This window comes from Pseudomonas sp. CFBP 13602 (genome assembly GCF_014842725.1).
Classification (GTDB): Bacteria; Pseudomonadota; Gammaproteobacteria; order Pseudomonadales; family Pseudomonadaceae; genus Aquipseudomonas; species Aquipseudomonas baltica.
In genome coordinates this window covers 90,129-116,577 of the sequence record NZ_JACYVT010000004.1, presented here as the reverse complement: position 1 = coordinate 116,577, position 26,449 = coordinate 90,129, and the positions used below count along the sequence as shown (strand labels likewise).

The 26,449-nt window shown below is 62.2% G+C and carries 27 protein-coding genes; 19 read left to right on the top strand and 8 right to left on the bottom strand.

All coding sequences use genetic code 11. The features are described 5' to 3' along the window. Nucleotides 1-105 precede the first annotated feature (105 nt). Nucleotides 106-2,061, bottom strand: coding sequence for a hypothetical protein (locus IFU31_RS09400; protein ID WP_192102786.1), 1,956 nt, complete (start codon nt 2,059-2,061; stop codon nt 106-108). 621 nt (nt 2,062-2,682) lie between these two features. Here IFU31_RS09400 and IFU31_RS09395 point away from each other — a divergent pair. Then, complete coding sequence (locus IFU31_RS09395) at nt 2,683-3,831, top strand: Fic family protein (protein ID WP_192102960.1); 1,149 nt, start codon at nt 2,683-2,685, stop codon at nt 3,829-3,831. Nucleotides 3,832-3,846: 15 nt separating this feature from the next. On the opposite strand, the gene IFU31_RS09390 is transcribed toward IFU31_RS09395, so the two are convergent. Both IFU31_RS09390 and IFU31_RS09385 read right to left on the bottom strand, forming a co-directional pair. Further along, nucleotides 3,847-4,302 (bottom strand): DUF2442 domain-containing protein, encoded by a 456-nt coding sequence (locus IFU31_RS09390; RefSeq protein WP_185794859.1) that lies wholly within the window; start codon nt 4,300-4,302, stop codon nt 3,847-3,849. Nucleotides 4,303-4,419: 117 nt separating this feature from the next. Beyond that, nucleotides 4,420-5,199, bottom strand: a complete 780-nt coding sequence (locus IFU31_RS09385) for an IclR family transcriptional regulator (RefSeq protein ID WP_122480588.1) — start codon at nt 5,197-5,199, stop codon at nt 4,420-4,422. A 215-nt stretch (nt 5,200-5,414) separates the two neighbouring features. On the opposite strand from IFU31_RS09385, the gene IFU31_RS09380 reads away from it, so the two are divergent. The 7 genes from IFU31_RS09380 (at nt 5,415) to IFU31_RS09350 (ending at nt 10,013) form a co-directional block, all read left to right on the top strand. Beyond that, on the top strand, nt 5,415-6,179 hold the full coding sequence (locus IFU31_RS09380) for an ABC transporter substrate-binding protein (protein WP_122480589.1): 765 nt from the start codon (nt 5,415-5,417) through the stop codon (nt 6,177-6,179). Nucleotides 6,180-6,193: 14 nt separating this feature from the next. Next, entirely contained in the window at nt 6,194-6,862 is a 669-nt protein-coding gene (gene ehuD, locus IFU31_RS09375) for an ectoine/hydroxyectoine ABC transporter permease subunit EhuD (RefSeq protein ID WP_192102785.1), read from the top strand. Next, nucleotides 6,859-7,611: an amino acid ABC transporter ATP-binding protein gene (locus IFU31_RS09370; RefSeq protein ID WP_122480591.1), complete on the top strand. Its 753-nt coding sequence runs from the start codon at nt 6,859-6,861 to the stop codon at nt 7,609-7,611. Before ehuD ends, IFU31_RS09370 begins: the two co-directional genes overlap by 4 nt. Before the next feature lie 5 nt (nt 7,612-7,616). Beyond that, a complete protein-coding gene (locus tag IFU31_RS09365; RefSeq protein ID WP_192102959.1) occupies nt 7,617-8,885 on the top strand; it encodes an FAD-dependent oxidoreductase in 1,269 nt (422 codons plus the stop codon). 96 nt (nt 8,886-8,981) lie between these two features. After that, nucleotides 8,982-9,257, top strand: coding sequence for a hypothetical protein (locus IFU31_RS09360; protein WP_122480593.1), 276 nt, complete (start codon nt 8,982-8,984; stop codon nt 9,255-9,257). Nucleotides 9,258-9,430: 173 nt separating this feature from the next. After that, nucleotides 9,431-9,709, top strand: coding sequence for a type II toxin-antitoxin system RelE/ParE family toxin (locus tag IFU31_RS09355; protein WP_122480594.1), 279 nt, complete (start codon nt 9,431-9,433; stop codon nt 9,707-9,709). A 13-nt stretch (nt 9,710-9,722) separates the two neighbouring features. Beyond that, nucleotides 9,723-10,013 (top strand): HigA family addiction module antitoxin, encoded by a 291-nt coding sequence (locus IFU31_RS09350; protein WP_192102784.1) that lies wholly within the window; start codon nt 9,723-9,725, stop codon nt 10,011-10,013. 21 nt (nt 10,014-10,034) lie between these two features. On the opposite strand, the gene IFU31_RS21735 is transcribed toward IFU31_RS09350, so the two are convergent. Continuing rightward, nucleotides 10,035-10,163 carry a hypothetical protein gene (locus tag IFU31_RS21735; protein WP_274598216.1) on the bottom strand — a complete coding sequence of 43 codons (129 nt, stop codon included), beginning with the start codon at nt 10,161-10,163 and terminating at the stop codon, nt 10,035-10,037. 54 nt (nt 10,164-10,217) lie between these two features. Here IFU31_RS21735 and IFU31_RS09345 point away from each other — a divergent pair, with 54 nt between their 5' ends. Genes IFU31_RS09345 through IFU31_RS09335 form a run of 3 tightly spaced genes read left to right on the top strand, consistent with a single transcriptional unit; the run spans nt 10,218 to nt 13,536 of the window. After that, nucleotides 10,218-11,591 (top strand): CHASE2 domain-containing protein, encoded by a 1,374-nt coding sequence (locus IFU31_RS09345; RefSeq protein ID WP_192102783.1) that lies wholly within the window; start codon nt 10,218-10,220, stop codon nt 11,589-11,591. Continuing rightward, the gene (locus IFU31_RS09340; protein WP_122801319.1) at nt 11,588-11,947 is read left to right on the top strand and encodes a hypothetical protein; all 360 of its coding nucleotides are present in this window, start codon (nt 11,588-11,590) and stop codon (nt 11,945-11,947) included. Before IFU31_RS09345 ends, IFU31_RS09340 begins: the two co-directional genes overlap by 4 nt. After that, nucleotides 11,944-13,536 carry a M48 family metallopeptidase gene (locus tag IFU31_RS09335; RefSeq protein ID WP_192102782.1) on the top strand — a complete coding sequence of 531 codons (1,593 nt, stop codon included), beginning with the start codon at nt 11,944-11,946 and terminating at the stop codon, nt 13,534-13,536. The genes IFU31_RS09340 and IFU31_RS09335 overlap by 4 nt, the downstream gene beginning before the upstream one ends. Before the next feature lie 14 nt (nt 13,537-13,550). On the opposite strand, the gene IFU31_RS09330 is transcribed toward IFU31_RS09335, so the two are convergent. Beyond that, nucleotides 13,551-14,177, bottom strand: a complete 627-nt coding sequence (locus IFU31_RS09330; RefSeq protein WP_192058852.1) for a glutathione S-transferase family protein — start codon at nt 14,175-14,177, stop codon at nt 13,551-13,553. A gap of 291 nt (nt 14,178-14,468) precedes the next feature. On the opposite strand from IFU31_RS09330, the gene IFU31_RS09325 reads away from it, so the two are divergent. From IFU31_RS09325 to IFU31_RS09290, 8 genes are all read left to right on the top strand, one after another. Continuing rightward, complete coding sequence (locus IFU31_RS09325) at nt 14,469-15,521, top strand: ABC transporter substrate-binding protein (protein ID WP_192058850.1); 1,053 nt, start codon at nt 14,469-14,471, stop codon at nt 15,519-15,521. Between the two features lie 304 nt (nt 15,522-15,825). Beyond that, nucleotides 15,826-16,746 (top strand): ABC transporter permease, encoded by a 921-nt coding sequence (locus IFU31_RS09320; protein WP_122801315.1) that lies wholly within the window; start codon nt 15,826-15,828, stop codon nt 16,744-16,746. Next, nucleotides 16,746-17,543 (top strand): ABC transporter permease, encoded by a 798-nt coding sequence (locus IFU31_RS09315; RefSeq protein ID WP_122480602.1) that lies wholly within the window; start codon nt 16,746-16,748, stop codon nt 17,541-17,543. The genes IFU31_RS09320 and IFU31_RS09315 overlap by 1 nt, the downstream gene beginning before the upstream one ends. A 137-nt stretch (nt 17,544-17,680) precedes the next feature. Then, nucleotides 17,681-19,141 (top strand): NAD-dependent succinate-semialdehyde dehydrogenase, encoded by a 1,461-nt coding sequence (locus tag IFU31_RS09310; RefSeq protein ID WP_192102781.1) that lies wholly within the window; start codon nt 17,681-17,683, stop codon nt 19,139-19,141. A gap of 180 nt (nt 19,142-19,321) precedes the next feature. After that, complete coding sequence (locus tag IFU31_RS09305; protein ID WP_192056596.1) at nt 19,322-20,410, top strand: ABC transporter ATP-binding protein; 1,089 nt, start codon at nt 19,322-19,324, stop codon at nt 20,408-20,410. Nucleotides 20,411-20,624: 214 nt separating this feature from the next. After that, complete coding sequence (gabT, locus tag IFU31_RS09300) at nt 20,625-21,917, top strand: 4-aminobutyrate--2-oxoglutarate transaminase (protein WP_192058845.1); 1,293 nt, start codon at nt 20,625-20,627, stop codon at nt 21,915-21,917. 320 nt (nt 21,918-22,237) lie between these two features. After that, the gene (locus tag IFU31_RS09295; protein WP_185794848.1) at nt 22,238-22,924 is read left to right on the top strand and encodes a hypothetical protein; all 687 of its coding nucleotides are present in this window, start codon (nt 22,238-22,240) and stop codon (nt 22,922-22,924) included. 38 nt (nt 22,925-22,962) lie between these two features. Then, on the top strand, nt 22,963-23,454 hold the full coding sequence (locus IFU31_RS09290; RefSeq protein WP_043191751.1) for an Lrp/AsnC family transcriptional regulator: 492 nt from the start codon (nt 22,963-22,965) through the stop codon (nt 23,452-23,454). A 107-nt stretch (nt 23,455-23,561) separates the two neighbouring features. Here IFU31_RS09290 and IFU31_RS09285 read toward each other — a convergent pair whose 3' ends face one another. The 3 genes from IFU31_RS09285 to IFU31_RS09275 are packed head-to-tail and all read right to left on the bottom strand — an operon-like array spanning nt 23,562 to nt 26,341. Next, the gene (locus tag IFU31_RS09285) at nt 23,562-24,272 is read right to left on the bottom strand and encodes a cupin domain-containing protein (protein WP_192102780.1); all 711 of its coding nucleotides are present in this window, start codon (nt 24,270-24,272) and stop codon (nt 23,562-23,564) included. Between the two features lie 33 nt (nt 24,273-24,305). Next, on the bottom strand, nt 24,306-25,589 hold the full coding sequence (locus IFU31_RS09280; RefSeq protein WP_192102779.1) for an NAD(P)/FAD-dependent oxidoreductase: 1,284 nt from the start codon (nt 25,587-25,589) through the stop codon (nt 24,306-24,308). A gap of 47 nt (nt 25,590-25,636) precedes the next feature. After that, nucleotides 25,637-26,341, bottom strand: coding sequence for an HAD-IA family hydrolase (locus tag IFU31_RS09275; RefSeq protein ID WP_192102778.1), 705 nt, complete (start codon nt 26,339-26,341; stop codon nt 25,637-25,639). Between the last annotated feature and the right edge of the window lie 108 nt (nt 26,342-26,449).

The window sequence follows — 26,449 nt, the reverse complement described above, 5'->3', positions numbered from 1 at the left end:
GGTGGTCGGGTTTATGGGGATCGAGGCTACTGTGACCTGCCGGGTTGTGTGCCTGCGTTCCAACCGCCAGACCGGACGCTTTCTTGCAAGCATTCAAAAGCATCATCAATAACCGTGAAGCTGCCGAAATGGCTGGCCCTTATGGTATTCAACCCACTCCTCCACATCGTAAGGAATGTACAGCTGGTGCCGAGCGCGGGAAATTGCGACATACACTGCACAAATTCGCTCATCGAATTCGTAGGCATCCTTGAACGCCCCCGTGGTAAGCAGCTCGGGGGTCAGTAGCACCTGATCGAACTCCATTCCGCCAGCGTCCTGGGCCATCATCAGCACACAACTGGTGCCGAGCTGGCCTTGCAAGCGGTTCAGCCGTGTCATGTCTGCAACGTTGAAACCCTTCTCCAGCGCGTCTTCTACCCATGAGAACGAATTGTCGTATCGATTGGCTTCGCGCACCTGGGCCCAGTCGAGCAATTCGTTAAGATCCGGGTGTGCGCCTTTGCCATGATGGTCAAGGCTGTAATATTCAGGCTTGTAGAGCGCGATGGCCGTGGACATGAAGTGCTGAAGGTCGTCCTGAGCCTTTTTGTTCGGGAAGCTGAAGCCACAGTTGGCGTCGTGAAGCTGCATGACCCATTTCATGGTGTCCCAATGCGAAGCCGTCAACACCGCACAGCTTTCAGGTGGCACGAAACCCTCGTGATAATGTTCCACTCGTACGTCCGCGTTGCGAGCCCCCTCGAAATACACTTTGCTCTTGGCCGAGTGCCGAGAGATAAGCGGATTGACCAACTTCTCCACGTTGCGCCCCGAACGTAACGAATAGCTGATATCACTGCGACGCACTCCATGACGGCGCGGCACAGTTGCACCCTTGATCTGCTGATACTCGTCGCCAAGGGTGATCAACACTTGTTTGCCACGCTCGATGATGTGCAATAGCGACGCGGGAATGTCCTGACTTTCATCGATGAGCACATGGGTAAACCGTGCCGGTACCACGCAGTCCGCCAAGCTGGCACGTTTGATCATCAACAGCGTTGCGAAATACCCATGACCTGCCCATGCCGGGGTCGAGTCCAAGTACCGCCATAGGCGTCTGGCATACTCGAGCAACACCTTGGCATCCTCACTGGTCAATGCCTGCTGGAAATGCGGAAGATGTGCAGCGCTCAAGCTGTAGTCTCTGGAAGCGCTGTAGTTTTCCAGTACTTTGAGGCACAGGCCCAAGGTAGTCGGCCCGTCATACTGGCGCAGGCCCAGGATGTTGAGTTCCAGAGCCAGTGCCTGCTTCGTCGGCAATCTGGCCGGGGCCGTTGCCGTGTTGAACCTGGAATGCTTCAGCAGTGCGTGCGCAAAGCCCTGGAAGGTGGAGCCGGCTTTTCTGTCGCGATCTCCGCCCATGTGCTTGCGCAAGACTTCAAGCTTGCTCTTCGTGCGCGCCAGTACAAGGGTGGTTTCGGGGCGCAGAAACTCCAGCAGTGCGCCCAGCAAATGGCTTTTCCCGACGCCGGCATAACCTTGCACATGCAAGTCTTCATTCAGATTGGCGCGGAAGGTGCGCAGCAGGTTGTCTTGCGCGTCGCTCAACCAGCGCTCCCGATGCCGCGGCGTAATCACATGCTCGCGGTAGGGGTTGTTCGCTCGGTAGTGTCGAATACTGAAGCTGCTATCCCACTCCCCCCCAGGCAAGAGATAATCCTGGGCGGCGACCTCTTCGTCTTCCAGCAAACGCAGTTTCAGGGGTTTGATCGCCTCAAGGCCGTAATACAGCTTGCCTTGGTCGAACAAGCGTTGTGCTTCGGATAACAGGCCGGTCGGTTCTCGAGAGGCCACGGCCCATCCGATCAACTTGGCCAATATTCTTTCGGCCCCAGCGGCGTTCAAGTCTTTTTCAGCGGCCTGTGCCAGGTTTTGAATGACGAGCACGGCAGCCAGCTCCGGACCGCTCAGAGATTCAAGCTGGGCCGCACCGTCCTCGGCGAGCAGGCGTAAACAGGTTTGCTCGGCGACAGGCAGGAAAACGGGATGGGATAAATCAACATGTTCGGCGTGCATAGACTCTCATTGCCAAGCGGTACGTTTCACGAGGGCCGTGGCTGCGCCATACATCGCTCATCGTGCAAACGTCACTATACGGGTAGTCCCGTGACTGACGTGCCAACCGGTCCGGGGGGCTTTCAATGCACCTCTTTCAGGGAGGTACAGAAGTATGCCACCTTGATTTGTACCGCTGTCCGTATCTGCAGGTTGGGCAGGGAGGATAATCTTTAACGGACGTTTCAAGCAGAGTCGCGCCCGCGGGTAGACACTAGACAGTCTCAAACCTGCACGACCTTTTCAACAGCCTGCATTGGACCAATACTGGCTGTGCTCTGGAGCCAATCGAGCGCCCGCCGCAGCTTTCAAACCAATAGCACTACCCTTCTAAATGGCGCTTTGAATTCGCTATCTTTACTGTGAGTAGGCGCTCGCCGCGGTCGTGTAACTCCAACACTTCAGCAATAAACCTATGGAAGGCTGTATTGCCAAGGTACTGATCGTCTATGGACTACAGCAATACATCACAAACTACGCACCTTGAAACAGTCCTTGATATCCAGCGTGAGCCGAATACACTCAACATTCGGCTCACAATATGAGCCGAATAAGGTCCCCAATTGGCTCATCAAGGCGAGAATGCTCATGCCCCAGTGGATCTGGCAGCAACCTCAATGGCCTTTATTCTCCTGGCAACCCGAACAGCTGGCTGACCTGCTGCGTCAATGCACAAGCGAGCAAGGGCGGCTATTGGGCAGGCTTGGCGCCGTTGGTGCTGAGAGCAGCCGACAGGGCATGCTCGATACGCTGCTGCAGAATATCATCACGTCCTCGGCAATCGAGGGTGAGGCACTCAATGCCGGTTCGGTACGATCTTCCCTGGCTCGCCGCTTGGGCGTACACGAGCCCAAAGAGGCGCAGAGAACTTCGCGCAGCGAGGGTCTGGCGCAATTGATGGTCGAGGCAACGTGCAATCACGCTCAACCTTTGAGCGTAGAGCGCTTCCTGCAGTGGCATTCGCTGCTGTTTCCAGCGGATGATTCGAGTCAGCTGCACACGCCGGTGCGTGTGGGTGAGTTGCGTGGCAATGAGCCGATGCAGGTGGTGTCGGGCCGGCTGGATCGGCCAACGGTGCACTTCGAAGCCCCTCCCCGGCACGGGCTGGAGCAGCAGCTGGAAACGTTCGTTGACTGGTTCAATGTGGCATCCGCCTCGCTGGATCCCCTTCTGCGAGCCGGTATCGCTCACCTCTGGTTCGTCACTCTGCACCCCTTCGACGATGGCAACGGTCGTTTGACCCGCGCGCTCACCGACCTGGCACTTGCCCAGGGTGACCACCAAGCGGTGCGTTTCTACGCCATGTCAGCAAGCATTCTGGACAACCGGGGGGGTTACTACGCGGTTCTGGAACAAACGCAGAAAGCCGACATGGACGTCACGCCGTGGCTGGTGTGGTTTCTTCAGACGTTGCTCGCAGCAATTACCGCAGCGATCAAGAACATCGATCGAGTGCTGAACAAGGCGCGCTTCTGGCAGGCACACCGTGCGCTGCCGTTATCGAAGGAGCAGCTGAAAGTGATCAATCGCCTGCTCGATGGCGGCGCCAAGGGGTTCGAAGAAAGGATCAGCGCCGCGCAGTATCAAGCGGTAGCGAAGGTCAGCAAGGCCACCGCCACACGCCATCTCGCCGATCTATTGGAAAAGGGCCTGCTGCAACGATTGCCAGGTGGGGGTAGGAGTACGCGCTATGAGATCGCGTTAGAACAAGCTGAACATCCCAAGTCCTGAAAGAAGACCTACCCTTCAAGCCGCATCCGGATGATCCAGCGTTTCCCACCCTAGGCACGCTAGCGCCAAGGTCCGCGGCACTGCCTCTCGGCCACTGCTGTATCGGCTGATGCTGCGAGCGCTAACGCCTAGAGCCTCGGCAGCCTGATCCAGTGTAAGACGGTGCTTCAATCGCCACTGGATGAAGAGGCGCGTATTTTCGTCCAGCGCCGATTGCGCCAGCGCGTCCAGAAACAGCGTGTCGGCGCCAATCTGAATATCGAGCGCAGGCCATTCGACCGTCCAACCTGCGTCGCCCATCACGGCGCCTTCAAAGGCTTTGCCTTTGGTCAGTGAGCGCAGGCCAGGGTACCTTTTCAAATCGTCATGCATGTTGAGGCGCAATTGCTGACCGCTGGTAAACGTCAGATCAAGTATGGCGCCTGGATGTGCCTGCACAGCCCGCAGGCGGGGGCGTTTCATCGATGCCATTGCTTCCACTCCTCCAGTGAGACAGCTAAACCGCGACTATCCCGATCCAATGAGTATAAGGTTCAGTATCGCCAATTTGGCGATATCACAATACTAGGCTGGAGCCTCAATTTTCTCCTACCCCAAACTCCGCGCCGAATTGCTCAACACCTGCACACACTGCATCAACGCCGGCACCAGCTGGCTTTCGGCGTCGGCGCGGGTCCAGCGGCTGGTGGGGGCGACCACGTGGACGGCGGCCACGGGGCGGCCGTTGCCGCCGATGACGGGGGCGGCGATGGTCATGTCGCCGAGGAACAGTTCCTGGGTGTTCACCGCGTAGCCGCATTCGCGCACGGTTTGCAGCGAGGCCATGATCTCGTCCACGTCGGTGTGGGTGTGCGGGGTGTGCGCGACGCGTGCGCTGCTTTGCACCAGGGCCAGGGCCTCGGTGGGTGGCAGGGCGCTGAGGTAGGCACGGCCGGAGCCGGTGCAGTACATCGGCACGCGGCTGCCGATGGGCATGTGCACGGGTACGAAGCGGGCGCTGACGAAGCGCGCGATGTAGGTCATTTCCACACCGGTGGGCTCGGTCAGGCAGGCGGTCTCGCCGGTCAGCCGAGTGAGTTCGGCGAGAAACGGGTTGCCCACCTCGATCAGCGAGTGAGCGTCCAGATAGCTGAAGCCCAGTTCCAGCACATGTGGGGTCAACTGGTAATGCCGAGTGCGCGAGTGTTTCCGAAGGTAACCCAGGCTTTCCAGGGTGAACACCATGCGCTGGGCCGAGCTTTTAGTCATGTGGGCGGCTTCGGCGATCTCTGCAAGGCTCATGCTGCGGCGCTTGGCGCTGAATGTACGCAGTACGGCCAGGCCTTTTTCCAGGGACTGGTTGAACAGGCTGTTGCGATCTTCGGACATGAGGGCCTCTGGGAAATGACCAGCGATTGAACCCGGACGACAGCTATCAGACAGCAAATAACGGGCCCGAAAATCGTCTAGCGATACGAAACCTCCGCTAAACGATTTTTCAGCTGCGTAAATTGATTGCAAAGACCTGGAATGGCACAGAGCTTGCGACCTTCCTCAGGACCGCATGGCGGTACCCACCTTCCGATTCCTTCTGGAGTGACCCGATGAACAGCCTTTCCCCTCTGTTTCGCCGTTTCGCGCTCGGTATCTGCATGACGCTCGGTGCCTCTCTGGTGCACGCTGCCGAGGCACCGATGTACAAGGTTGGTGCAACCGCCACGGGTTCGCCTTTCACCTTTCTGGACATCAAGAGCAACAGCATTCAGGGGATGATGGTCGACATCGCCAAAGCAGTCGGCGAGGCGGGCGGCTTCGGCACGCAGATGGAACAGACCAATTTCGCGGCGCTGATCCCGTCGCTGACGTCGGGCAAGCTGGACTTCATTTCGGCGGGCATGCTCAAGACCGAAGAGCGCGCCAAGGTGGTGGACTTCAGCACGCCGGTCTATTCCTACGGCGAAGGCCTGATCGTCAGTGCCGACGACAACACCGCCTACCCCGACCTCAATGCGTTGAAGGGTGAAGTGATCGGCGCCCAGGCGGGCACCGCCTTCTACGACCTGGTCAACAAAATGGGCATCTTCAAGGAAGTACGCACCTACGATTCGATTGCCGAGATGGTCCGTGACCTGTCCCTGGGTCGCATCAAGGCCGCCGTGGCCGACCAGCCGATCGTGGCCTACCAGATTCGTCAGAACACCTTCAAAGGGGTGAAGCTGGCCGCCGACTACACGCCGGCCAAAGTAGGCGATGTGTGCTTCGTGGTGCGCAAGGGTGACAGCGAAACCCTGGAGCGCCTGAACAAAGCCATCGACACCATCAAGGCCAACGGCACGCTGCAGGGCATCGTGCAGAAGTGGGGCGTGTAGGCTGAGGAGCGACCATGAAGCTTGCTGAATTCTTGCAGAACGCGCAGGACTTCCTGCCGATTCTGCTTCAGGGTGCGTGGGTGACCATCCAGATCACGGTGCTGTCTTTTCTGCTCAGCAGCGTGCTCGGGCTGGTGCTGGCGCTGCTCAAGCTGTCGCCAATCCGCGCGCTGTCGTGGGCGGCAAGCACGGTGATCAACGTGATCCGCGGGCTGCCGATCATCGTGCAGCTGTTCTACATCTATTTCGTGCTGCCGGAGATGGGCATTCATCTGACCGCCTTCCAGGCCGGCGTGATCGGCATGGGCATCGCCTACTCGGCGTACCAGGCGGAAAACTTTCGGACCGGCATCATTGCCGTCGACCAAGGCCAGCGCGAAGCGTCGGAAGCGCTGGGCATGCGTTCGTTCATGATGATGCGCCGGGTGGTTCTGCCGCAGGCGTTTCGTATCGCGCTGCCGCCCTACGGCAATACGTTGGTGATGATGCTCAAGGACTCCTCGCTGGTGTCGACCATCACCGTGGCCGAGATGACCCGCCAGGGCCAGCTGATTGCCTCGTCGACCTTCCAGAACATGACCGTCTACACCTTGGTGGCCTTGCTGTACCTGCTGATGAGCCTGCCGCTGGTGTACGGGTTGCGGCGCATGGAGCAGCGTCTGAGCCGGAGGAAGAAGGCATGATCAAGATCAGCCAGTTGCAGAAGAACTATGGCGACCACCGCGTGTTGCACGGGGTCGATCTCGAGGTGCAGAAAGGCGAAGTGGTGTGCCTGATCGGCCCGTCGGGTTCGGGCAAATCGACGTTGCTGCGCTGCATCAATGCGCTGGAAACCTATGAAGGTGGCTCGATCCAGGCCTTCGGTGAAACCGTGCAGCGCGGCAGCAAGACGGTGCACACCCTGCGCAGCCGCATGGGCATGGTGTTCCAGCGCTTCAATCTGTTCCCCCATCGCACGGTGCTGGAGAACGTGATGGAGGGGCCGCTGTACGTGAAGGGCGAACCGGCCGCGCAGGTGCGCAGCGAGGCGCTGGCGTTGCTCGACAAGGTCGGCCTGGCGGAAAAGGCCGATGCCTACCCGGAGCAGTTGTCCGGTGGCCAGCAGCAGCGTGTGGCCATCGCCCGCGCACTGGCAATGAAGCCTGAGGCCATGCTGTTCGATGAACCGACGTCGGCGCTGGACCCGGAGCTCGTGGGCGATGTGCTGCAGGTGATGCGCACCCTGGCCGACGAAGGCATGACCATGATCGTCGTCACTCACGAAATGGGCTTTGCCCGCGAGGTCGCCGACCGCGTGTGCTTCCTGCACGGCGGTTACCTGGTGGAGACCGGACCGGCCGACGAGGTGCTGGGCAATCCGCAGCACCCGCGCACCCAGGATTTCCTGCGCCGGGTCTTGCACCCGACCACCAGCACCCGGAGCCAGCCATGATCGATGTGCCTTCACTGTGGGCGGCGACCGCGCCGCCTGCGCGGGTCACCCCGCCATTGCGCGAGTCGGGTACGTACGATGTGGTGATCGTCGGCGCCGGGTACACCGGCCTGTCCACTGCGCTGCACCTGGCCGAGCGTGGCGTCAGCGTGTGCGTGCTGGAGGCGCGGGAGCCGGGCTGGGGCGCTTCGGGGCGCAACGGCGGGCAGGTCAACCCGACCTTGAAGCATGACCCGGACGAACTGGTGCGGCTGTACGGCGCAGCCATCGCCGAGCCGTTGATCGACACCGTGTCGCGCTCCGCCGACCTGGTGTTCGACCTGATCAGGCGCCACGGCATCGAGTGTGCAGCGGTGCGCAAGGGCTGGATGCAGGTGTCCTATTCGCACAAGGGCGTGGCTGGCCTGCACGCTCGCGCCGCGCAGTGGGAGAAACGCGGGGTACCGGTGCAGCGCCTGGATGCTGGCGATGTCGCCGCGCGCATGGGCAGCCAGGCGTTCGCCGGCGGTTGGCTGGATGGCCGCGCCGGCGCCATCCAGCCCTTGGCCTATGCCCGCGGGCTGGTCACCGCAGCGCAAGCGGCTGGCGCCAGCATTCATGGGCAGAGCCCAGTGATCGGGCTGCAGCCAGTCGCGTCGGGCTGGCAGGTGCAGACCGCCAGCGGCCACATGGTCAGCGCAGCCCAGGTGGTGCTCGCCACCAACGGTTACAGCGATGGCCTGTGGCCGGGCATGGCGCAGAGCGTCCTGGCGGCGAACAGTTTCATCGTTGCGACCCGGCCGCTGCAGGGCGCGGCGGCACAGAGCATTCTGCCCGGGCAGGAGACCGTGTCCACGGCGCAGCGGCTGCTGCTGTACTTTCGCAAGGACAGCCACGGACGGTTGCTGATGGGCGGCCGCGGCACCTTCAGCGACCCCGGTGCGCCGCAGGATTTTGCCCATCTGGAACGCTCGCTGGCGTTGCTCTTTCCGCAGCTGGGCAAGCTGGATTTCGAGTACCGCTGGGCCGGACGCATCGCCATCACCCGGGACTTCATGCCCCACGTGCACCAACCCGCGCCGGGCCTGACCCTGGCACTGGGTTGCAATGGCCGCGGCATCGCCCTGTGTACCAGCCTGGGGCAACAACTGGCTGCCAGCCTGTGCGACAGCCGTGCCGAATTTGCCTACCCGGTGAGCCCTCTGCAGAAGCTGCCCATGCATGGCCTGCAACGCTTCTACATCGGCGCAGGCGTGGCCTGGTACAGCCTGCTCGACCGTTTGAACGTGAGCTGAGCGCCTGCGGCAGAGCGTCGCGCACGGGATTGGCGGTGAACCAATCGCCGTGCGCCGGTTTCAAAGGGATTCACCCCGAACAATGGTTGCACCTCCATGCCTAAGAAACTTTCCCTCGCTCTGCTGATGATTTCCGCCCTGGGCCTGGCGGCCTGTGACAAGACGTCCGAAGACCATGTGCAGAAAGCCAACGAGCACACCGAAGCTGCCGCCCAGAAGCAAGCCGAAGGCAAGCCTGCGCAAGCCGCCGAGGAAAAAGCCGAAGCCGCCGAAGAACACGACAAGGCCCGCGAAAAGCGCGTGACCGAAGACCGCCACCAGGCGCTGTCCTCGGACGTACCGGACGAGATCAAGGCGCCCGAGAAGAAGTAAATCGCAACGCGATCGGCCCAGGCCCCGCCAGTGATGGACGGGGCTTTTTTGTACCGGGCGCTTGGCTCCAGACCACATTTGGAAACAGCCGGGTGTTCGAAGACCTCTCACAATGTCGTTACTCTGAGATGCCGATACGCAGGAAGCGTGATCGTTTACATCACGGAATAAGCATGATAAAAAGCTTTCGACACAAGGGCCTGAAGGCTTTCTTCGAAACCGGATCAACCAAGGGTATCTGCGCTGATCATGCCAAACGCCTTGCTCGCATCTTGCCGATTCTGGAGCGCGCCATTGATGCTGGCGATGTCGACATGCCTGGGTGGAGGCTACATCCACTCAAGGGTGATCTCGTGACGTATTGGTCGGTAACGGTGAGCGGCAACTGGCGGCTGATCTTTCGCTTCGAGGACGGCAACGTCGAACTGCTCGATTACCTCGACTATCACTAAGGATGACTGCGCCATGCCTATGCACAACCCTCCTCATCCCGGCGAAGCGTTGCTGGAAGATGTACTTCCGGCCCTGGACATCAAGATCGCGGAGTTCGCCCGGCGCTTGGGCTATGCCCGGGAAACCCTTTCACGGATCTTGCACGGTCATGCCCCCATCAGCCCGGACCTGGCCGTTCGCCTGGAGCGTGCTGGAATCGGCAAAGCACGCACCTGGCTGGCCGTTCAGGCTGACTGGGATCTATGGCAGGCAGAGCACCGCGAGCAACCGCTGATCGAGCCGTTTGCCGCTTCCGTGTCTTGACTGCTCTGCCCTCAACTCCGTCTAGACGAAGTCGGCAGCTTCAGCCAGGGCCTTGACGAACACGCGGTAGGTCTTGGGGTTGGCCTCGCGAAACTTCTTGGTGGCGTACTCGTCGCTACGCGGCTCAGCCTGCCATCGCCTTGACATCATCTGTCCAATTCCTTTACAAAGCCGACACACAGGGATTCGCTGATCAGGCCACGGATGAAGGCTAACTATTTTCGATTCTGGCTGGGGCAGGTGCTGCTCGGCCTGTTCATAGGCTGCATCGCACTGCTGGACCCCTTCGGGCTTTCCAGCTCCAGTGACGCTGCGTCTTCGCAGTGGATCAATCGCATCGCCGCCAGCAGCTACCCAGACACTGGGCAGCAGCAGGTGGTCGTCGTGCTGATCGACGACGCCTACCTCATGCGCAACGCCACCTTCTGGCCCCTGCCCTATGCGCAGCAAAGCCAGCTGTTCAGGCGTCTGTTGGCGTACAAACCGCGGGCGGTCTTCGTGGACTTGATGTACAGCCACGACCACTCACTCAATGATGCCGACAACGGCAGCCAACTGCTGGTCAATGTCTTCGAGCGCTATCGAGAACAGGGCATCTCGCTTCTGTTGGCCAACACCGGCGACACTCGCGGTGTCAACGGTCAGGCCAACGCTTTGGCGCCGCTGGACCAGATGAGCCGTCGTGCACTGGTGAAGTGGAGCGATGTCGGCGACCGATACCCGTTGGCCGTCGAGACGTCGCAGGGGCTGATCGAAACGCCAGCGCTGGGCCTGTACCGCGAGTTTTGTCGCGACCGCGAATGTACCGGGCTGCCTGTCGATGCGGCCCAGGCAGCGCAACGCGCACCCATCGCGCTGCGCTGGGGAAGGACACTGTCACCCCTGCAATCGCTGGCCACCTCGGTGGCGGAATGCTCGGTAGCGGGCAATGCCTGGTATGCCCAGTTATGGCAGGCGATCTTCTGGAAGTTCGGCGACAGCGGCCAGGCCACTTGTGCCTATACCCTCACCCTCAAGGCCAGCGCCCTGGAAGCCAATTCGCCCGAGGACCGTGCGCTCTTGCGGCAGTTGCTCAGCGACAAGCTGGTGCTGGTCGGGGCTCAGATCACCTCGGCCGGCGACCTTACCCAAACGCCGGTGCACGGCCTGCTGCCAGGGGTGTACCTGCACGCCATGGCGCTGGACAACCTGGTGACCTACCACGATGCGTATCAACGCGATCCGGACAGTTACTTCTGGCTGTCGATCAGTTGGCTGGACCTGGTGCAACTGGGTTTCGTCATCGTCATCGTCGGTCTGCGTGCCTGGTATCGACGGCGCCGCCATCGTCGCGCCAAAGCGTGGCGCGCCCCCCTGTTCAGTTGGGCCATCGTCCAGGCAGCACTGGCCGTGATGTGCTGGGGACTGTGGCAAAACAACATCAGCCCGGCCAATGTCCTGGCCATTGCCGTGTTGTCGATTTCAATCATCTCAGCGCCGATCGGCCTGTTTGCCAAGCGGCGATGGCGATCGCTCGTGCGTTATTTCGCCCAGCGCAGGCGCGCTCGTATTTCACTTGTAGAAGGAACTCAAGGATGACCCGAATCACGTTTTTGCTGTTGGCAGCGCTGTGCAGCCCGAGTGTGTTGGCCACCACCGTCGACGCCTATGAAGCCGATCCGCTGACATTGCTCGACGAGCATGGCAAATCTCAGGGCAGGTTGCCTGTGAAGGATGCACCCAAGCCGCCGTTGCAGGTGTTGGCCACCCACCCGAATCTGGATCAGGTACAGGTCGAGCTTGGCGGACGCAAAGTCTGGCTGGACACCATGGACCTGCGTTTGAGCGAAGGCAAGATCGTTACCACGCCTTGCGAAAGCCTGCCCATCAGCCAGAAGGCCGACACCCGGAACGCTTCGACCATCGGCTTCGGTTCAGGCTGCAGCAAACCATGAGCGCCGGGACCGTGAGGGACCGGGCCTTGCACACCAGCCTTTGCGCCTTGGCCTGCCTGCTGCTCGGTGGTTGCGGCACGCTCAAGGGCGCAGATGCTGCATTCATGAACCTGGTAGGGCCTTCTACCCAATCCCAGGTCAAAGGACGCTATCTGGACACGGCGGATGTACGCCAGTATTACAGGCTCGACCCGCAACGGGTCAGCGCACAGCGCCTGAGCTATGACGGCATGGCGGTCCCGGCCGGGGAAATTCGCCAGCACAATGTGGTGCTCATTCCACCTTTGCAGACGTACCTGCAAGGCATCGTCGGCAGGCTCGGCAAAGGTTGGCCAGGCGAGTTGCCCGCTCTGCAGGTGAAGGTCATCGACAGCTACGGTTTCGGGCCATCGGCCGACCCGTACGGCAATCTGTTCGTCCCCTTGGGCATGCTCGACAACGTCCAGAGCGAGGACGAGATCGCGGCGATGCTGGGGCACGAAATGAGCCACGTACTGCTGCACCATCATGATCGACGGGCAGCGTTCCAGCAGCAGAATGCTGTGCTGAGCAATGTGGCAACCTCGGTGGTGCTCGCGACCATGATCGCTGACACCGGAGTGAACCGTAGCTCGGGCAGCTTGAAGTTCATCAGCAAGGACCCGCAGGGCATGCAGAAAACCGTGGGCAATACAGTGCTGTATACGGCCTTGGTGAACAGCTTCTCGGAAAACATCTGGAGCACGGCCTGGGGTCGCAGCCAAGAGGACCAAGCCGATCTGCTGGGTGCCGACTTGATGATCAAGGCCGGCTATGCTCCGCGCGCCGCCAGCCACAGCCTCCAGCGCCTGAGCGATTTCCAGGGCAAGCAGAAGTCCTTGCTCGGCAGCTTTGCCACGCAGCGAAAGGAAGCCATGCAGGCGTCGTTGCAGAACCTGCAGGTCGATCGCTTGGTCAAGGAGGTGGAAGTCACCTTGAATCAAGGGCTGGCCACCAGCATCACTGCCGCAGGCCAGTATTTCCAGCGCTCGCACATGTCGCCGCTGGACCGCGATACCGAACTGCGCCAGTACCTGCAACGCCAGTACGATGGGCAACGGCGTGCGCCGGTCAATGCCGATGACTGGCAGCGATTGCGGGCCTCTGGCGCGGTCGCACCGTCGCTGCAAGCCTACAAGGACGCCTATGCGGCGACCGTGGCACTTGAACAAAAGAAACTGCGCGAAGCGCAGCTGTTCAGCGACCGGGCGCTGACGTCTGCGGTACGCGACCAGCCCGGTATCCGCCGAGCAGCCTTCAGTGTCGACATGGCGCAGGGCAAACGCCGCGAAGCGCTGATCGAGTTGCAGTCGATCAAAGACTGGTCACTGGCCAGCCCTGAGCTGTACGACTTGATGATCGCTCACCATCTGCGCAACGACGATCCACGCGCAGCCCTGGCACTGATTGCGCAAGCGGAAAAGACACTGGGCTCCGAAGAGCTTTTCATCACCGAGAAGCTGGCCGCCAACCAACGGCTCAAGGACGACGCACAGGTCAAGCTACTGGCGCGCAAGTGCGCGCAGTACCCGACGCGCAAGGACGGTTGCAAGAAACTGCTACCGGCCTGAGGCGCGTCGCGTGTTCACTTGGCGAACTTGTACTCGCCGCCCTGCTCCAGCGCTCTTTGATACGCCGGCCGTGCTTGCAGGCGCTCGACCCAGGCAGCCAGGTGCGGGTAGGCGTCCAGCTTGCCCTGGGCTTTGGCCAACTCGCCGACGAAGCTCATCTGCACGTCGGCGCCGGTCAGTTCTTCACCCACCAGGTAAGGCGTCAGGCTGAGGGCGGTATTCAGGTAGCCCAGGTAGTTGTCCAGTTCGGATTCGATGCGCGGATGCAGCGGCGCGCCGGCTTCGCCCAGACGGCCGACGTACAGATTGAGCATCAACGGCAGCATGGCCGAGCCTTCGGCGAAGTGCAGCCACTGCACGTACTCGTCGTAGGTGGCACTGGCCGGGTCAGGCTGCAGGGCGCCTTGGCCGTGACGACGGATCAGGTAATCGACGATGGCGCCGGACTCGATGATGGTGTGCGGGCCGTCCTGAATCATCGGCGATTTGCCCAACGGATGGACGGCCTTGAGTTCGGCTGGCGCGAGGTTGGTCTTGGTGTCGCGTTCATAACGCTTGATCTCGTAAGGCACGCCGAGCTCTTCCAGCAGCCAGATGATGCGTTGCGAGCGTGAATTGTTCAGGTGGTGAACGGTGATCATGACGAAGACCTTCTGTAGGGGCAGGTTAAGAGCAGACCCGGCCTGATCTGCAGAGTGCAAAAAATCCCTGCGCGGGGAGCGCGCTCTTCACTCATCTCGATAGCTTCCTGTGGGCAAAACAGTTCCTGCTGCGCCACTCGGTGTTTTCGCAATAAAACGCTTCGACGGCGCCGATTTGTGGCCGCTTGCGCGCAGCCCCTGGCGGTAGATTGGACAGCAGCGGTCCAGCAGAACGACCGAGCGACAACAACCAGCTCGCCTCCCACCTGCCAACCTTCAGGAGTCCCGTACATGACACCGACGCCACTGCGCGCATTCAAGTTCGCAAGCCTTGCACTGCTGGTCGGCGCCTTCGGGCAGGCTTGGGCAGAAGACATTACCTTCGTATCGCAGGGCGGTGCCTACCAGGAGGCACAGAGCAAGGCCATCCTCGAACCGGCGGCCAAGAAGCTTGGCCTGACCCTCAGGCAGGACAGCTCGCCCAAGGCCTACCCGATCATCAAGACCCAGGTCGAAAGCGGCAAGGTCAGTTGGGACGTGGTCGACCTGCCCACCGGCGATTGCCTTCGCGGCGAGGCCGAGGGCCTGTTCGAAAAGCTCGACCCAGCCCTGGTGCCGAACGCTGCGCAGCTTCCGGCGGCGCTCAAGGACGACTACACCGTCGGCTACATCAGCTACTCCACCGTGCTGGCCTATCGCACCGATGCCTTCAAGGGCGACAACGTGCCCAGGACCTGGGCGGATTTCTGGGACACGAAGAAATTCCCGGGGCAGCGCTCACTGCGCAACCTGCCGCGCCCTACCCTCGAGATTGCCTTGATGGCAGACGGCGTGGCGCCTGACAAGCTGTACCCGCTGGACGTGGAGCGGGCCTTCAAGAAGCTCGAGGAAATCAAGCCGCACATTGCCACCTGGTGGACGTCCGGCGGGCAGTCGGCGCAGTTGATCAGTGACGGCGAGGTGGACATGATCCAGGCCTGGAACGGTCGCATCACGGCGGTGCAGGCCGACGGTGCGCCGGTAGCCTTCGACTACAACCAAGGCGTGCTGGAAACCAACTCGCTGTGCGTGCTCAAGGGTACGGCGCACCGGACGGCAGCGATGAAGTTCGTCAACGAGGCCATCGACGCCAAGCTGCAGGCTGCGCTGCCGATGATCATCGACTACGGCCCGCTGAACCCCGAGGCGTTCAAGACCGGCACCATTCCTGCCGAACGCGCGACCAAGCTGCCGTCTTCGCCTGAAAACATCTCGCGTCAGGCGCTGCTGTCGGCCAAGTGGTGGGCGTCGCAGGAAGGGGTGAAGGCCGAAGAGCGCTGGCTGGCCTTTGTGCAGAAAAAGTAGGCGTGCCAGGGCGGGCCTCTTCGCGGGCAGAGCCCCGCTCCCACAGAAGCACATCTGAAGCCTGCTCCTGAAATGGGGCACCTGAGCGCTTACTTTGTGGGAGCGGGTCTCTGCCCGCGAAGGGGCCGACGCAGTTGCTGCTGTCGCCCACCCTCAATACGAAACAAACCACTCCGGCGCAGGCCTTTTAAGCCCGTTTCGTTCTTGGCTGAGTCGGTACATTGAACCTTGAGGGTCGCCATGACCGACCAACAACAAGCTGCTTGCGCTGGTTCACCGGCGCTCGGCCGTGAGGAATCGTTCCATGTCCAACGCCTATCTCGCCAAATCCATGCCTGACGCCCACAGCGAGCCGCCTGCAAGCAATGCCGATGCCCTGGCGCGCGAGGAACGTCGGGAGAATACCTCGATGTTGCTGCTGCTCGCCCCGGCGCTGTTCATGGTGGTGGTGCTGTTGATCCTGCCGATGTGCTGGCTGGCGTTCCAGTCGGTACAGACCGAAGACGGCTTTTCGCTGGCCAACTACGCGCGCATCTTCGAAGAACGCATCTACTGGGATACGTTCTACCTGACGTTCAAGATCAGCCTGATCGTGACCCTGCTGTCGATCGTCATGGGCTTCCCGATTGCCTACGCCGCCTCGCGCCTGCAGGGCTTCTGGGCCAACCTGATTCTGATCTGCGTGATCCTGCCGTTCTGGACCAGCGTGCTGGTGCGCTCCTACGCCTGGCTGGTGTTGCTGCAGCGGCGCGGGGTGGTCAACCAGACGCTGCTGGACATGGGCATCATCGACCAACCGCTGAACATGATGCACAACACCACCGGCACGGTGATCGGCACTCTGCACGTGATGTTGCCGTTCATGGTGCTGCCGCTGTATTCGGTGATGAAGAAGATTCCCCAGGACCTGATGCAGGCTTCCGAAAGCCTGGGCGCCAAACCCTTCTACACCTTTCGCCGGGTGTTCCTGCCGATGGCGGCGCCGGGTGTGATGGCCGGTTCCATCCTGGTTTTCGTGATCTGCCTGGGCTTCTTCATCACCCCTGAACTGCTGGGCGGCGGTCGCACCATCCTGGTGTCGATGCTGGTACAGCGCAACGTCGAGCTCTATCACGCCTGGGGCGCCGCCAGTGCGGTGGGCCTGGTGCTGCTGTTCGTGGTGTTCCTGATCTTCTGGGGCATCAACCGCTTCATCCCCATCGAACGCATCCTGGGAGCACGCTGATGAATACGCTTGCCTACCTGCGCCAGCTACGCCTGTCGCATGTGCTGTTCACCGTGCTGGTCGCGGCGATTCTGCTGTACCTGATCATCCCGGTGCTGATCGTGGTGCCGATGTCGTTCTCCGAGGCGCGCTTCCTGCAGTTCCCCCCCAAGGAGTGGTCGCTGCGCTGGTATGAAGCCTTCTTCCACAGCGCCGAATGGATGTCGGCGGCGCGGGTCAGCCTGATCACCGCCGTAGTGACCACTGCAGTGAGCCTGCCGATCGGCATGGCCGCGGCCTACGCCATCAACAACTCGAGCCTGAAGGTCATCCGCACCCTGCAGATCGTGTTGCTGCTGCCCATGATGGTGCCGATCATCCTGATCGCGGCGGGGGTGTTCTTCGTCTACGCGCGGGTGGGGCTGATCAGCTCGCTGACCGGCCTGGTACTGGCGCACATCATGCTGGCCCTGCCCTACGTGATCATTGCCCTGCTCGCCGGGCTGCGCAATTTCGACATGTCGCAGGAGATGGTCGCGCGCAGCCTGGGCATGAACCGCTTTCGCGCGTTCATGGCGGTGACCTTGCCGCAGATCAAGCCCAGCGTGGTCTCGGCAACCCTGTTCGCGTTCATCACTTCGCTGGATGAAACGGTGGTAGCGCTGTTCATTTCCGGGGGTGACAACCAGACCCTGACCAAGCGCATGTTCACTGCACTGCGCGACGAAATCGACCCGACGATTGCGGCGATCAGTTCGATCCTGATTCTGGCGTCGCTGATTCTGGTGGTGGTGGCCGGACGCAACAAGCAGGGGTAACACCCCCCAGCACAGCCTGCCGCCACTCCACCGCAATTCAGCATCCACGCCGCGCCGCGTGCCCCATCTCGGCATCGCCCGCTGCGTGGACATTTCTACACTAGGTCCATCGTTCGGACTGCAAAGGCACCTTGATCATGTTGAAGCATTCACTGCGTGACCCTTCCCTGCTCGTCGAGCGCGCCTACGCCAATGGCCAGTGGATCAGCGCCGATGACGGCGCCACCCTTGCCGTGACCAATCCTGCCGATGGCAGCGTGATCGCCAACGTACCGGCCTTGCAGGCGGCCGAAACCCGGCGCGCCATTGCCGCCGCCGAGGCCTGTTTCGTCACCTGGCGCGAAGTGCCTGCGGCCGAGCGCGCCAAATTGCTGGAGAAGTGGTACCAACTGATCCTGGACAACCAGGAAGACCTGGCCTTGATCATGACCGCCGAACAGGGCAAACCCCTGGGCGAGTCGCGCGGTGAAATTGCCTACGGTGCGAGCTTCGTCAAATGGTTCGCCGAGGAAGCGCGGCGCATCTATGGCGACACCATTCCTTCACCCGCCGCCGACCGCCGCATCCTGGTACTCAAGCAGCCGATCGGCGTGGTCGCGGCGATCACCCCATGGAATTTCCCCAACGCCATGATCACCCGCAAGTGCGCACCGGCCCTGGCCGCCGGTTGCCCGGTGCTGGTCAAGCCGTCGGAGATGACCCCGCTGTCGGCCCTGGCCCTGGCGGTGTTGGCCGAACGCGCAGGCATTCCGGCCGGGGTGTTCAACGTGCTCACCGGCCTGCCGGCAGGCGTGGGCGGCGAGATGACCAGCAACCCGGCCGTGCGCAAGCTGTCGTTCACCGGTTCCACCCGCGTCGGCCAGCTGTTGATGAGCCAGTGCGCCACGACCATCAAGCGCCTGAGCCTGGAGCTGGGCGGCAACGCGCCGTTCATCGTGTTCGATGACGCCGACCTGGACCTGGCCATTGCCGGCGTCATGCAGAGCAAATTCCGCAACGCCGGGCAGACCTGCGTGTGTGCCAACCGCATTCTGGTGCAGGACGGCATCTACCAACGTTTCGCCGAACGCCTGAAGGCGGCGGTGGCCGAGCTGAAGGTTGGCGACGGTCTGGCCGAGGGTGTGACCATCGGCCCGTTGATCAACGCCGCGGCAGTCGACAAGGTGGCCCGCCACATCAGCGATGCCGTGGAGAAAGGCGCTACCGTTGCCATTGGTGGGTTGCCGCAAAACGATGGCCTGTACGTGCAGCCCACGGTGTTGCTGGACGCCCACGCCGACATGCTGCTGGCCGGCGAGGAAACCTTCGGCCCCGTGGCGCCGCTGTTCCGCTTCCACACTGAGGAAGAAGCGCTGACGCTGGCCAATGCCACGCCCTATGGCCTGGGGGCCTATTACTTTACTCAGGACATGCGCCGCGCCTGGCGCGTGGGCGAGCGTCTTGAGTTCGGCATGGTCGGCTTGAACACCGGGATCATCTCCATGGAAGTGGCGCCCTTCGGCGGCGTGAAGCAATCGGGCACCGGCCGCGAGGGATCCAAGTATGGCCTGGACGAATTCCTTGAAGTGAAGGCCTGGCACATCGGTGGGTTGGGTTGATCTGTGTCGGGCATCGGCATCGCATGACGGCCCTGACGCGGCTCGCGCCGCTGCTACAGAAGATCGCATTCCCTTGTCGATCGCATTCTCCTGTAGCAGCGGCGCGAGCCGCGTCGGCGGGCAGCGCGGATTGTCAGGTAACCCATGACCACCTATTCAGCATTTTCTGGAGCACCACAGATGAATTTCACTGAAGGTTTCGAATCGGTCAGCGTCAACCAGGTCAGCAAGCACTACGGCAGCCTCAAGGCGCTGGACAACGTCAATCTCAAGGTGGAAGCCGGCGAGTTCATGTCGCTGCTGGGGCCCTCGGGTTCGGGCAAGACCACCTTGCTGAGCATTCTGGGTGGCTTCATACGGGTGAGCTCCGGCAATATCCTGTTCGGCGAGCGCAACGTCACCCTGATGCCGCCGCACAAGCGCGAAATCGGCGTGGTCTTCCAGAATTACGCGCTGTTCCCGCACATGACCGTGGGCGAGAACGTGGCCTTCCCGTTGCGTGCCCGCGGCGAAAGCGCGGGCAAGAGCCGGGAGCGGGTCAAACAGGCCCTGGCCACGGTGGAACTGAGTGGCTACGAAGAGCGCTCGATTGCCGCGCTTTCCGGCGGCCAGCGTCAGCGTGTGGCGCTGGCCCGAGCCATCGTTTTCGAACCCAAGCTGATCTTGATGGACGAGCCGCTGTCGGCGCTGGACAAGCAGCTGCGCGAGACCATGCAGATCGAACTGCGCGCCCTGCACAAGCGCCTGGGCGCGACCATGATCTACGTCACCCACGACCAGCGTGAAGCGCTGACCATGAGCGACCGCATCGCCATCATGCGCGGCGGGCAATTGGTTCAGGTCGACACGCCACGCCGCCTGCACGACCACCCTTCGGACGACTTCGTCGCCAGCTTCATCGGCGAAAGCACCTTGGTGCCGCTGCAACGCAGCGCGAACAACGGTTTGACCCTGGGCTCCACGGCCCTGCGCACCACGCGCCCGGTGCCCGCTACGGGCGATGTATTCCTGGCGCTGCAAGCGGAAAAGCTGCTGCTGGACAGCGCCAGCGCCGGGCCTGAATGGAACCGTCTGAGCGGGCGCGTCGCAGACATCGTCTTTCAGGGCGAAAGCTTGAAGGTCTTCGTCGATCTGGACGGTGGGCCCACCGTCAGCCTGCGCCAGCCAAGCCACCACGAAGGCAACCTGAGCCTGCCGCCGATCGGCTCGCCGATGCTGATGCGCCTGCATCCGGAAGACACCATCGTGGTGCCGCGCGCCGGGGTTTGAAGAGGTCAGTGCAGGCCCCTTCGCAGGCAGAGGGCCCGCCGCCCGCGAAGAGGCTAGCACTGACACCCCACCATCCAAACAACCGAATCTACCGCCCCACCCGCAAAAAAAACGCAAACACCCCAGCGCAACCCGCAACTTCGGTGCTTGTGATTTGCGCCACTCCTTATCCTGATCACATCACCCGCCACGCTCGGCGCTCACGGAGATCGAGATGAATTCTGCACTGACCGAAAATCAACGCCTGCTGGCCCTGCGCGAACAACACGTGCCCCGTGGCATCGCCACCGCGCACCCGATAGTGGCCGCGCGCGCCCAGGGTGCCGAGCTGTGGGATGTGGACAACAAGCGCTATCTGGATTTTGTCGGCGGCATCGGCGTGCTCAATGTCGGCCACAATCACCCCGCTGTGGTCGAGGCGGTGCGCAGCCAGGTGGGCAAGGTGTCCCATGTCAGTTTTCAGGTAGCGGCCTACGAGACCTACATTGATGTGGCCGCGCGGCTGAACGTGCTGGTCGGCGGGGACGAGCACTACAAGAGCGTGCTGTTCACCTCCGGCGCCGAAGCGGTGGAAAACGCCATCAAGATCGCCCGCGGCTACACCCAGCGGCCTGCGGTGATTTCGTTTCGCGGAGGGTTCCACGGACGCACCCTGTTGGGGGTGACCTTGACCGGCATGAGCCAGCCCTACAAACAGAATTTCGGCCCGTTCCCGGCGGAGATCTATCACGCCAGCTACCCCAATGCCTATCGCGGCATCAGCAGCGACGACGCCCTGGCGCAGTTGCACGAGCTGTTTGCCAGCGACGTGGCGCCGGATCGGGTAGCGGCGATCCTGATCGAACCGGTGCAGGGCGACGGCGGTTTCCTGGCCGCGCCGGTCGAGTTTCTCCAGGCGCTGCGTGCGCTGTGCACGCAGCATGGCATCGTGTTGATCGCCGATGAAATCCAGGCTGGATTCGGCCGCACCGGGAAAATGTTCGGTTTCCAGCATGCGGGTATCCAGCCGGATCTGGTCACGGTGGCCAAGTCGCTGGCCGGTGGCATGCCACTGTCGGGCGTGGTGGGCCGAGCCGAGATCATGGATGCGCCGACGCCCGGTGGGTTGGGCGGCACCTACGGTGGCAACGCCGTGGCCTGTGCGGCGGCGCTGGCGGTGTTGGACCTGTTCGAGCACGAAGACCTGCTGGCGCAGGGCGAGCAGCGTGCGGTGCAGTTGCGCGAGGGCTTGCTGGGGCTGCAGAAACGCTATCCGCGCATCGGTGATGTGCGGGGCCTGGGCTTCATGCTGGCCATCGAGATGGTCAAGGACGATGCCGGGCACAGCGCCGATGCCGATCTGGCCCAGCGGGTCATCGACCAAGCGCGCCAGGCGGGGTTGCTGGTGATCAAGTGTGGTTTGTATCGCAACGTGGTCCGCTTCCTCGCGCCGCTGGTGACCAGCGCCGAGCAGGTGGCAGAAGCCTTGCAGATGCTCGACACGGCATTGGCAAAAGCCGGGGCCTGACTGTGGGAGCGGGGCGGGCGGCGCGCTCTTCGCGGCCACGGACCGCTCCTACAGGGATCAGGGCCAAACGTAGGAGCGGTCATCGGCCGCGAAAAATGCGCCGCGGTACACCTGGCACACTGCGGCGCGCTGTTCGCGGCCACCGACCGCTCCTACAGGGATCAGGTCCAAACGTAGGAGCGGTCAGCGGCCGCGAAAAATGCGCCGCGGTACACCTGGCACACTGCGGCGCGCTGTTCGCGGCCACCGACCGCTCCTACGGTGGAAAAGCTGTAGGAGTCTGCAGGGAAGCCCTTCATACCGTCGCTCAGGAGCAATCCATGAAAGTCACACAGTACAAGGCCCTGGGGTTCTCCTATGCCACCCTGGTCGACCGTGAACGGGGCATTCTCGAAGGCCTGCGACCCTTGTCGGTGCAGAGCGAGACTCCCGGCAGTGACGCGCAACTGCTGACGGCCTACCGCGCCATCGCCCAGGAGCTCGGCCAGGCGGGCGGCAACCCCAGCGCCAGTGCGTTCCACGGCCAGCTGTACCAGCGCATGGCGCACCGATTGCATGTGATTCCCGGCTGGGATGAAAGTGTGGCTTTCGGTAGCTCGTCGGCCCATTGGCCGATCTTCGAAGACGCCCCCGGCGCCCTGCAGTACCTGAGCAAGTTCTACCGGTTGATACTGATCGCCCCACCCCACGGCATCGATGTCGGCGCCCTGACCCAACGCTTGCCGGTGGCATTCGATGCGGTCATCGAACCTTGCAACGATGACTGGCACAGCAGCCTCGCCACCGAGCTGCAGCGCCTGGGCCTGGAGCGCTCGCAGTTGCTGCCGGTGCGCAGTACCGAAACGGATGACCCCTGGAACCTGCGTGTGGATTTTCCGGTGTGTACCCTGCACCGCGACCACCGCCAGCCATGGAATCTTTCGCCCCAGGCTCTGGACGGCAAGCGCTGTGAATACGCCAGCCTTGCAGACCTCGCCCATGCCCATCAAACGGCATTGCACGCCTGAGGCCCACGTTCATGCTTTGACTTGACGAGGTCCACCCCATGGATGCTGCAACGAAACTGGATCGCATCGACATCAATATTTTGGTGCAGCTGCAGAAGGACGGGCGCATGACCAACGTCAGCCTCGCCGAAGCCGTTGGCCTGTCCCCCAGCCCCTGCCTGCAACGGGTCAAACGCCTGGAGTCGGCGGGCTACATCAGTGGCTATGAAGCGCACGTCAATCTGGCCAAGTTCGCCAGCTCCGTCACGGTGTTCACCGAGGTGACCCTGTCGGACCACAAACGCGCCGATTTCGTGAAGTTCGAATCGAGCATCCGCAACATCGACGAGGTGCTCGAATGCCATTTGATCAGCGGTGGGTATGACTACCTGGTGCGGTTCCTGTGCAGCAGCATCCAGCACTACCAGGAGCTGATGGAGTCGATCCTCGACAAGAACATCGGTATCGACAAGTATTTCAGCTACATCGTCATCAAGAGCCCGGTGCTCAAGAGCGCTGTGCCGTTGCGCAGTTTGGTGCGCGCGGTTTGATTCCCGCACCGCGGTGACCCCGGACGCGGCTCGCGCCGCTGCTACAGGCCGATGTTCACGTCCGCCCACCCTACACATCCCACGCCGCGTCCGGCCGTTACGCCGCCTCAACTCAAAATGCAAAACACCTTGCGCACCGTCTGCTCGCTCGACCAGGCATTGGTCGCCCCCGCTGGCACCACCACGACCTCGCCGGCGCTGACCGTACAGGCGTCGCCCTGCTCGGGCGTCAAGGTCACTGCGCCTTCCAGAATGAACATCAGCTCGCTGTAGCCTGGCTGCACCTGCTTGCGTGCATAGGGCTCGCACTGCCACAGACCGATGCGCAAGTTGGCCGCGCTGAACAGCGTTGCGCTCCAGGCTTTCGGAGCCGGAGTCAGCAGCACTGTTGCCGACGGCGGATCGCTGGGCGGCAGTGATTGAGCGAAGTCGATCTTCAGCGGCGTGCGAGGCATGTCATTGCTCGGCGGCAAGCCGGGGAAAGCCATGAACAGACGTCGCAACTGCCCGCGATGCTGCCAGCGCACTGCCACACCACGAGGCACCACGAAACAATCCCCAGCCTTCAGACGCAGGTCGAAGCCCTCGCCCTGCAGGGTCAGCTCGCCGGCCTCCACAATCCCCAGTTCGACCCAGGGAAAATCATCAATCGACAAATTGGCGCCGACGCTGGTCGAGGCGCCCACCGCGTAGCCCGTGTGGGGGTCATGGAAATGCACGGTACGGCCGGCCGCCAGGGGGTCGTCCTGCAACGCAAAGGCGGCGACGGGTAGACGGCGTTCGATGGCGGGCTGTGAATAATGCAGGATCGGGGGCATAGGTCTCGTCTTGGCAATGAAGAAGTTCGCGGCTCAGCGGCCGATGGCGTCCAGCAGTTGTTGCCAACCTGCGGCCAAGCGTACACCCGGCGCGCGAAAGGCATGCAGGGGAATGGGCTTGAACGTGTCGCCCGCCAGCAGGCCCAGTTGCACCGGTTCGCCCGCGGTCATGGCTGCCAGTTGCTTGCCCATGTAGGTGGACATCGCCACGCCACCGCCGTTGTAGCCGATGGCATAGAAGCTGCGCGCGTCCAGTTGACCTGCATGGGGCAGGTAATCGAGGGTCATGGCCACCAGCCCAGACCAGCGAAACGCCACGGGCTGGTCGCGCAGGACCGGAAACACCACGCCCATGCTGCGTTGCAGGGTGGCGAAGGCGCTGTCCGAATCGTCTTTGCCGAACGCCCCGCGGCCGCCGAAGATCAACCGGTCGCCGACCACCCGGAACCAGCGCAGCATGCGTTTGGTGTCGCCACAGACCTGGCCGCCGGGCATCAGCGTGGCCAATACGTCGGCCGGCAGTGGTGCAGTCGCGATGATTGCGCTACGAAAGGGAATAAGCCGTCGGTGCAGAGTATCGGTCGCGGCGCTCTGGTCGGAATAGCCATTGGTGGCATACACCACCTGTCTGGCACTGACTCGACCCTGGGGCGTCTGCACGATGATCCGGTCGCCTTCCTGGCGAACCTGCAACGCCGGGCTGTTGATGAACATCTTCACGCCGCGCTCGTTCAGGCTGTGAGCCATGCCCCGGGCGTAGTTGAGCGGGTGAATGCCGCCCGCCTTCGGCGTCAGCAGCCCGCCGTGAAAAAGGGTCGAGCCGGTCATTTCCCGCACCTGCGCCGCGTCGATCATGCGCGACGACTCGCCGCCGGTTTCGCGCTTGATCCAGTCAGCGGTGGTGCGCAGTCCGGTCAGGGCAAGTTCGTTGTGGGCCGCGGCAATGTGCCCACCCATGTGCAACTGCGCGCCCTCGATGCCCAGGCTGTCGATCATGTCCACCAGGCTGTCCACGGCGGCATAACCGGTGCGGTACATGTGCAGTGCGGTGTCGCGATCGAAGCGCTGCATCAGGGCAGGAAAGCCGACGCGAAACTTGGGTGACACCACGCCACCGTTACGGCCACTGGCGCCCCAGGCCAGGGTATTGGCTTCCAGAATCAACGGCTCGCGGCCGCTCAGGGCAATGTGGTGAGCCGCAGACAGCCCGGTGTAGCCGGCACCGACGATCACCACGTCGCACTGCCGCTCGCCCTGCAATGCTTGCAGGGCCGGGGCCGGTCGGGCGGTGGCCGCCCATACGCTCTTCGCAGTCATAGCTGGTTTCCACCAGAAGGCGGCGCTCGGAGCAAGCGCCGCTGTTGTCAGCCCAGTTCCTGTTCGACCGCGTCGGCCAGTTGCGCCAACGAGGTGAAATGGTAGTGCGGCTTGGTGTGCTCGGATTCCAGGGTGCCGCCGCTGCCCTTCTGCGCGTGGCGACGTTCGATCCAGCAGGTCTGGTAGCCCAGACGCATGGCCACGCCAATGTCGTGGTACTGGCTCTGCGCAACGTGGAGAATCTCTTCGAAGACGATGCCCTGCGTGGCCAGCACCCCACGGGTGTAGGCGAAAAACTGCGGATCGGGCTTCTCGAATCGCACATCGTCGACGGTCACGCGCACATCGAACGGCTCGTCGAGGGTCTTGGCCATGTGGTTCAAGGCCCAGATCTGCGAGTTGGTGGTGGCCACCAGCTTGAAGTGCTTGTGCAGACGCTTGAGCGCCTCGATCGAGTCGGGGAAGGCCGGGAAGTTTTCCACCGCCAACGCCAGGCCGCGGGCGTATTCGTCGCTGTCCGGCAAGCCGAGCTGGCGCGCGATCAAGTGATAGCAGCGCTCCAGGTCATCCGGCCACCAGCCCGAATCGGGCATGGCGCGGACATCGCGGTAGGCCTTCAGAATGTCGTCGTCGCTGCACGCCTTGCCCGCTTCGCCTGCCACTTCGCGCACATGGTTGAGAATGCCGGCTTCGAAATCGATCAGGGTGCCGACGACATCGAACGTCAGGGCTTTGAACTGCTTGAATGACATAGGGCGCTCCGCATGATGAACCAGGGGAAGGTGCAAGGTGTGGTTCAATTATCAGCCGGGTGAATCGCCATATGTTCTGTTTTGTCCTTACCTCAGGGCATAACCTAC

What these genes read in the sequence shown, in the direction of transcription:
- IFU31_RS09400 (WP_192102786.1), bottom strand. Translation starts at nt 2,061, where the DNA reads ATGCACGCCGAACATGTTGATTTATCCCATCCCGTTTTCCTGCCTGTC.
- IFU31_RS09395 (WP_192102960.1), top strand. Translation starts at nt 2,683, where the DNA reads ATGCTCATGCCCCAGTGGATCTGGCAGCAACCTCAATGGCCTTTATTC.
- IFU31_RS09390 (WP_185794859.1), bottom strand. Translation starts at nt 4,302, where the DNA reads ATGGCATCGATGAAACGCCCCCGCCTGCGGGCTGTGCAGGCACATCCA.
- IFU31_RS09385 (WP_122480588.1), bottom strand. Translation starts at nt 5,199, where the DNA reads ATGTCCGAAGATCGCAACAGCCTGTTCAACCAGTCCCTGGAAAAAGGC.
- IFU31_RS09380 (WP_122480589.1), top strand. Translation starts at nt 5,415, where the DNA reads ATGAACAGCCTTTCCCCTCTGTTTCGCCGTTTCGCGCTCGGTATCTGC.
- ehuD (WP_192102785.1), top strand. Translation starts at nt 6,194, where the DNA reads ATGAAGCTTGCTGAATTCTTGCAGAACGCGCAGGACTTCCTGCCGATT.
- IFU31_RS09370 (WP_122480591.1), top strand. Translation starts at nt 6,859, where the DNA reads ATGATCAAGATCAGCCAGTTGCAGAAGAACTATGGCGACCACCGCGTG.
- IFU31_RS09360 (WP_122480593.1), top strand. Translation starts at nt 8,982, where the DNA reads ATGCCTAAGAAACTTTCCCTCGCTCTGCTGATGATTTCCGCCCTGGGC.
- IFU31_RS09355 (WP_122480594.1), top strand. Translation starts at nt 9,431, where the DNA reads ATGATAAAAAGCTTTCGACACAAGGGCCTGAAGGCTTTCTTCGAAACC.
- IFU31_RS09350 (WP_192102784.1), top strand. Translation starts at nt 9,723, where the DNA reads ATGCCTATGCACAACCCTCCTCATCCCGGCGAAGCGTTGCTGGAAGAT.
- IFU31_RS21735 (WP_274598216.1), bottom strand. Translation starts at nt 10,163, where the DNA reads ATGATGTCAAGGCGATGGCAGGCTGAGCCGCGTAGCGACGAGTACGCC.
- IFU31_RS09345 (WP_192102783.1), top strand. Translation starts at nt 10,218, where the DNA reads ATGAAGGCTAACTATTTTCGATTCTGGCTGGGGCAGGTGCTGCTCGGC.
- IFU31_RS09340 (WP_122801319.1), top strand. Translation starts at nt 11,588, where the DNA reads ATGACCCGAATCACGTTTTTGCTGTTGGCAGCGCTGTGCAGCCCGAGT.
- IFU31_RS09335 (WP_192102782.1), top strand. Translation starts at nt 11,944, where the DNA reads ATGAGCGCCGGGACCGTGAGGGACCGGGCCTTGCACACCAGCCTTTGC.
- IFU31_RS09330 (WP_192058852.1), bottom strand. Translation starts at nt 14,177, where the DNA reads ATGATCACCGTTCACCACCTGAACAATTCACGCTCGCAACGCATCATC.
- IFU31_RS09325 (WP_192058850.1), top strand. Translation starts at nt 14,469, where the DNA reads ATGACACCGACGCCACTGCGCGCATTCAAGTTCGCAAGCCTTGCACTG.
- IFU31_RS09320 (WP_122801315.1), top strand. Translation starts at nt 15,826, where the DNA reads ATGTCCAACGCCTATCTCGCCAAATCCATGCCTGACGCCCACAGCGAG.
- IFU31_RS09315 (WP_122480602.1), top strand. Translation starts at nt 16,746, where the DNA reads ATGAATACGCTTGCCTACCTGCGCCAGCTACGCCTGTCGCATGTGCTG.
- IFU31_RS09310 (WP_192102781.1), top strand. Translation starts at nt 17,681, where the DNA reads ATGTTGAAGCATTCACTGCGTGACCCTTCCCTGCTCGTCGAGCGCGCC.
- IFU31_RS09305 (WP_192056596.1), top strand. Translation starts at nt 19,322, where the DNA reads ATGAATTTCACTGAAGGTTTCGAATCGGTCAGCGTCAACCAGGTCAGC.
- gabT (WP_192058845.1), top strand. Translation starts at nt 20,625, where the DNA reads ATGAATTCTGCACTGACCGAAAATCAACGCCTGCTGGCCCTGCGCGAA.
- IFU31_RS09295 (WP_185794848.1), top strand. Translation starts at nt 22,238, where the DNA reads ATGAAAGTCACACAGTACAAGGCCCTGGGGTTCTCCTATGCCACCCTG.
- IFU31_RS09290 (WP_043191751.1), top strand. Translation starts at nt 22,963, where the DNA reads ATGGATGCTGCAACGAAACTGGATCGCATCGACATCAATATTTTGGTG.
- IFU31_RS09285 (WP_192102780.1), bottom strand. Translation starts at nt 24,272, where the DNA reads ATGCCCCCGATCCTGCATTATTCACAGCCCGCCATCGAACGCCGTCTA.
- IFU31_RS09280 (WP_192102779.1), bottom strand. Translation starts at nt 25,589, where the DNA reads ATGACTGCGAAGAGCGTATGGGCGGCCACCGCCCGACCGGCCCCGGCC.
- IFU31_RS09275 (WP_192102778.1), bottom strand. Translation starts at nt 26,341, where the DNA reads ATGTCATTCAAGCAGTTCAAAGCCCTGACGTTCGATGTCGTCGGCACC.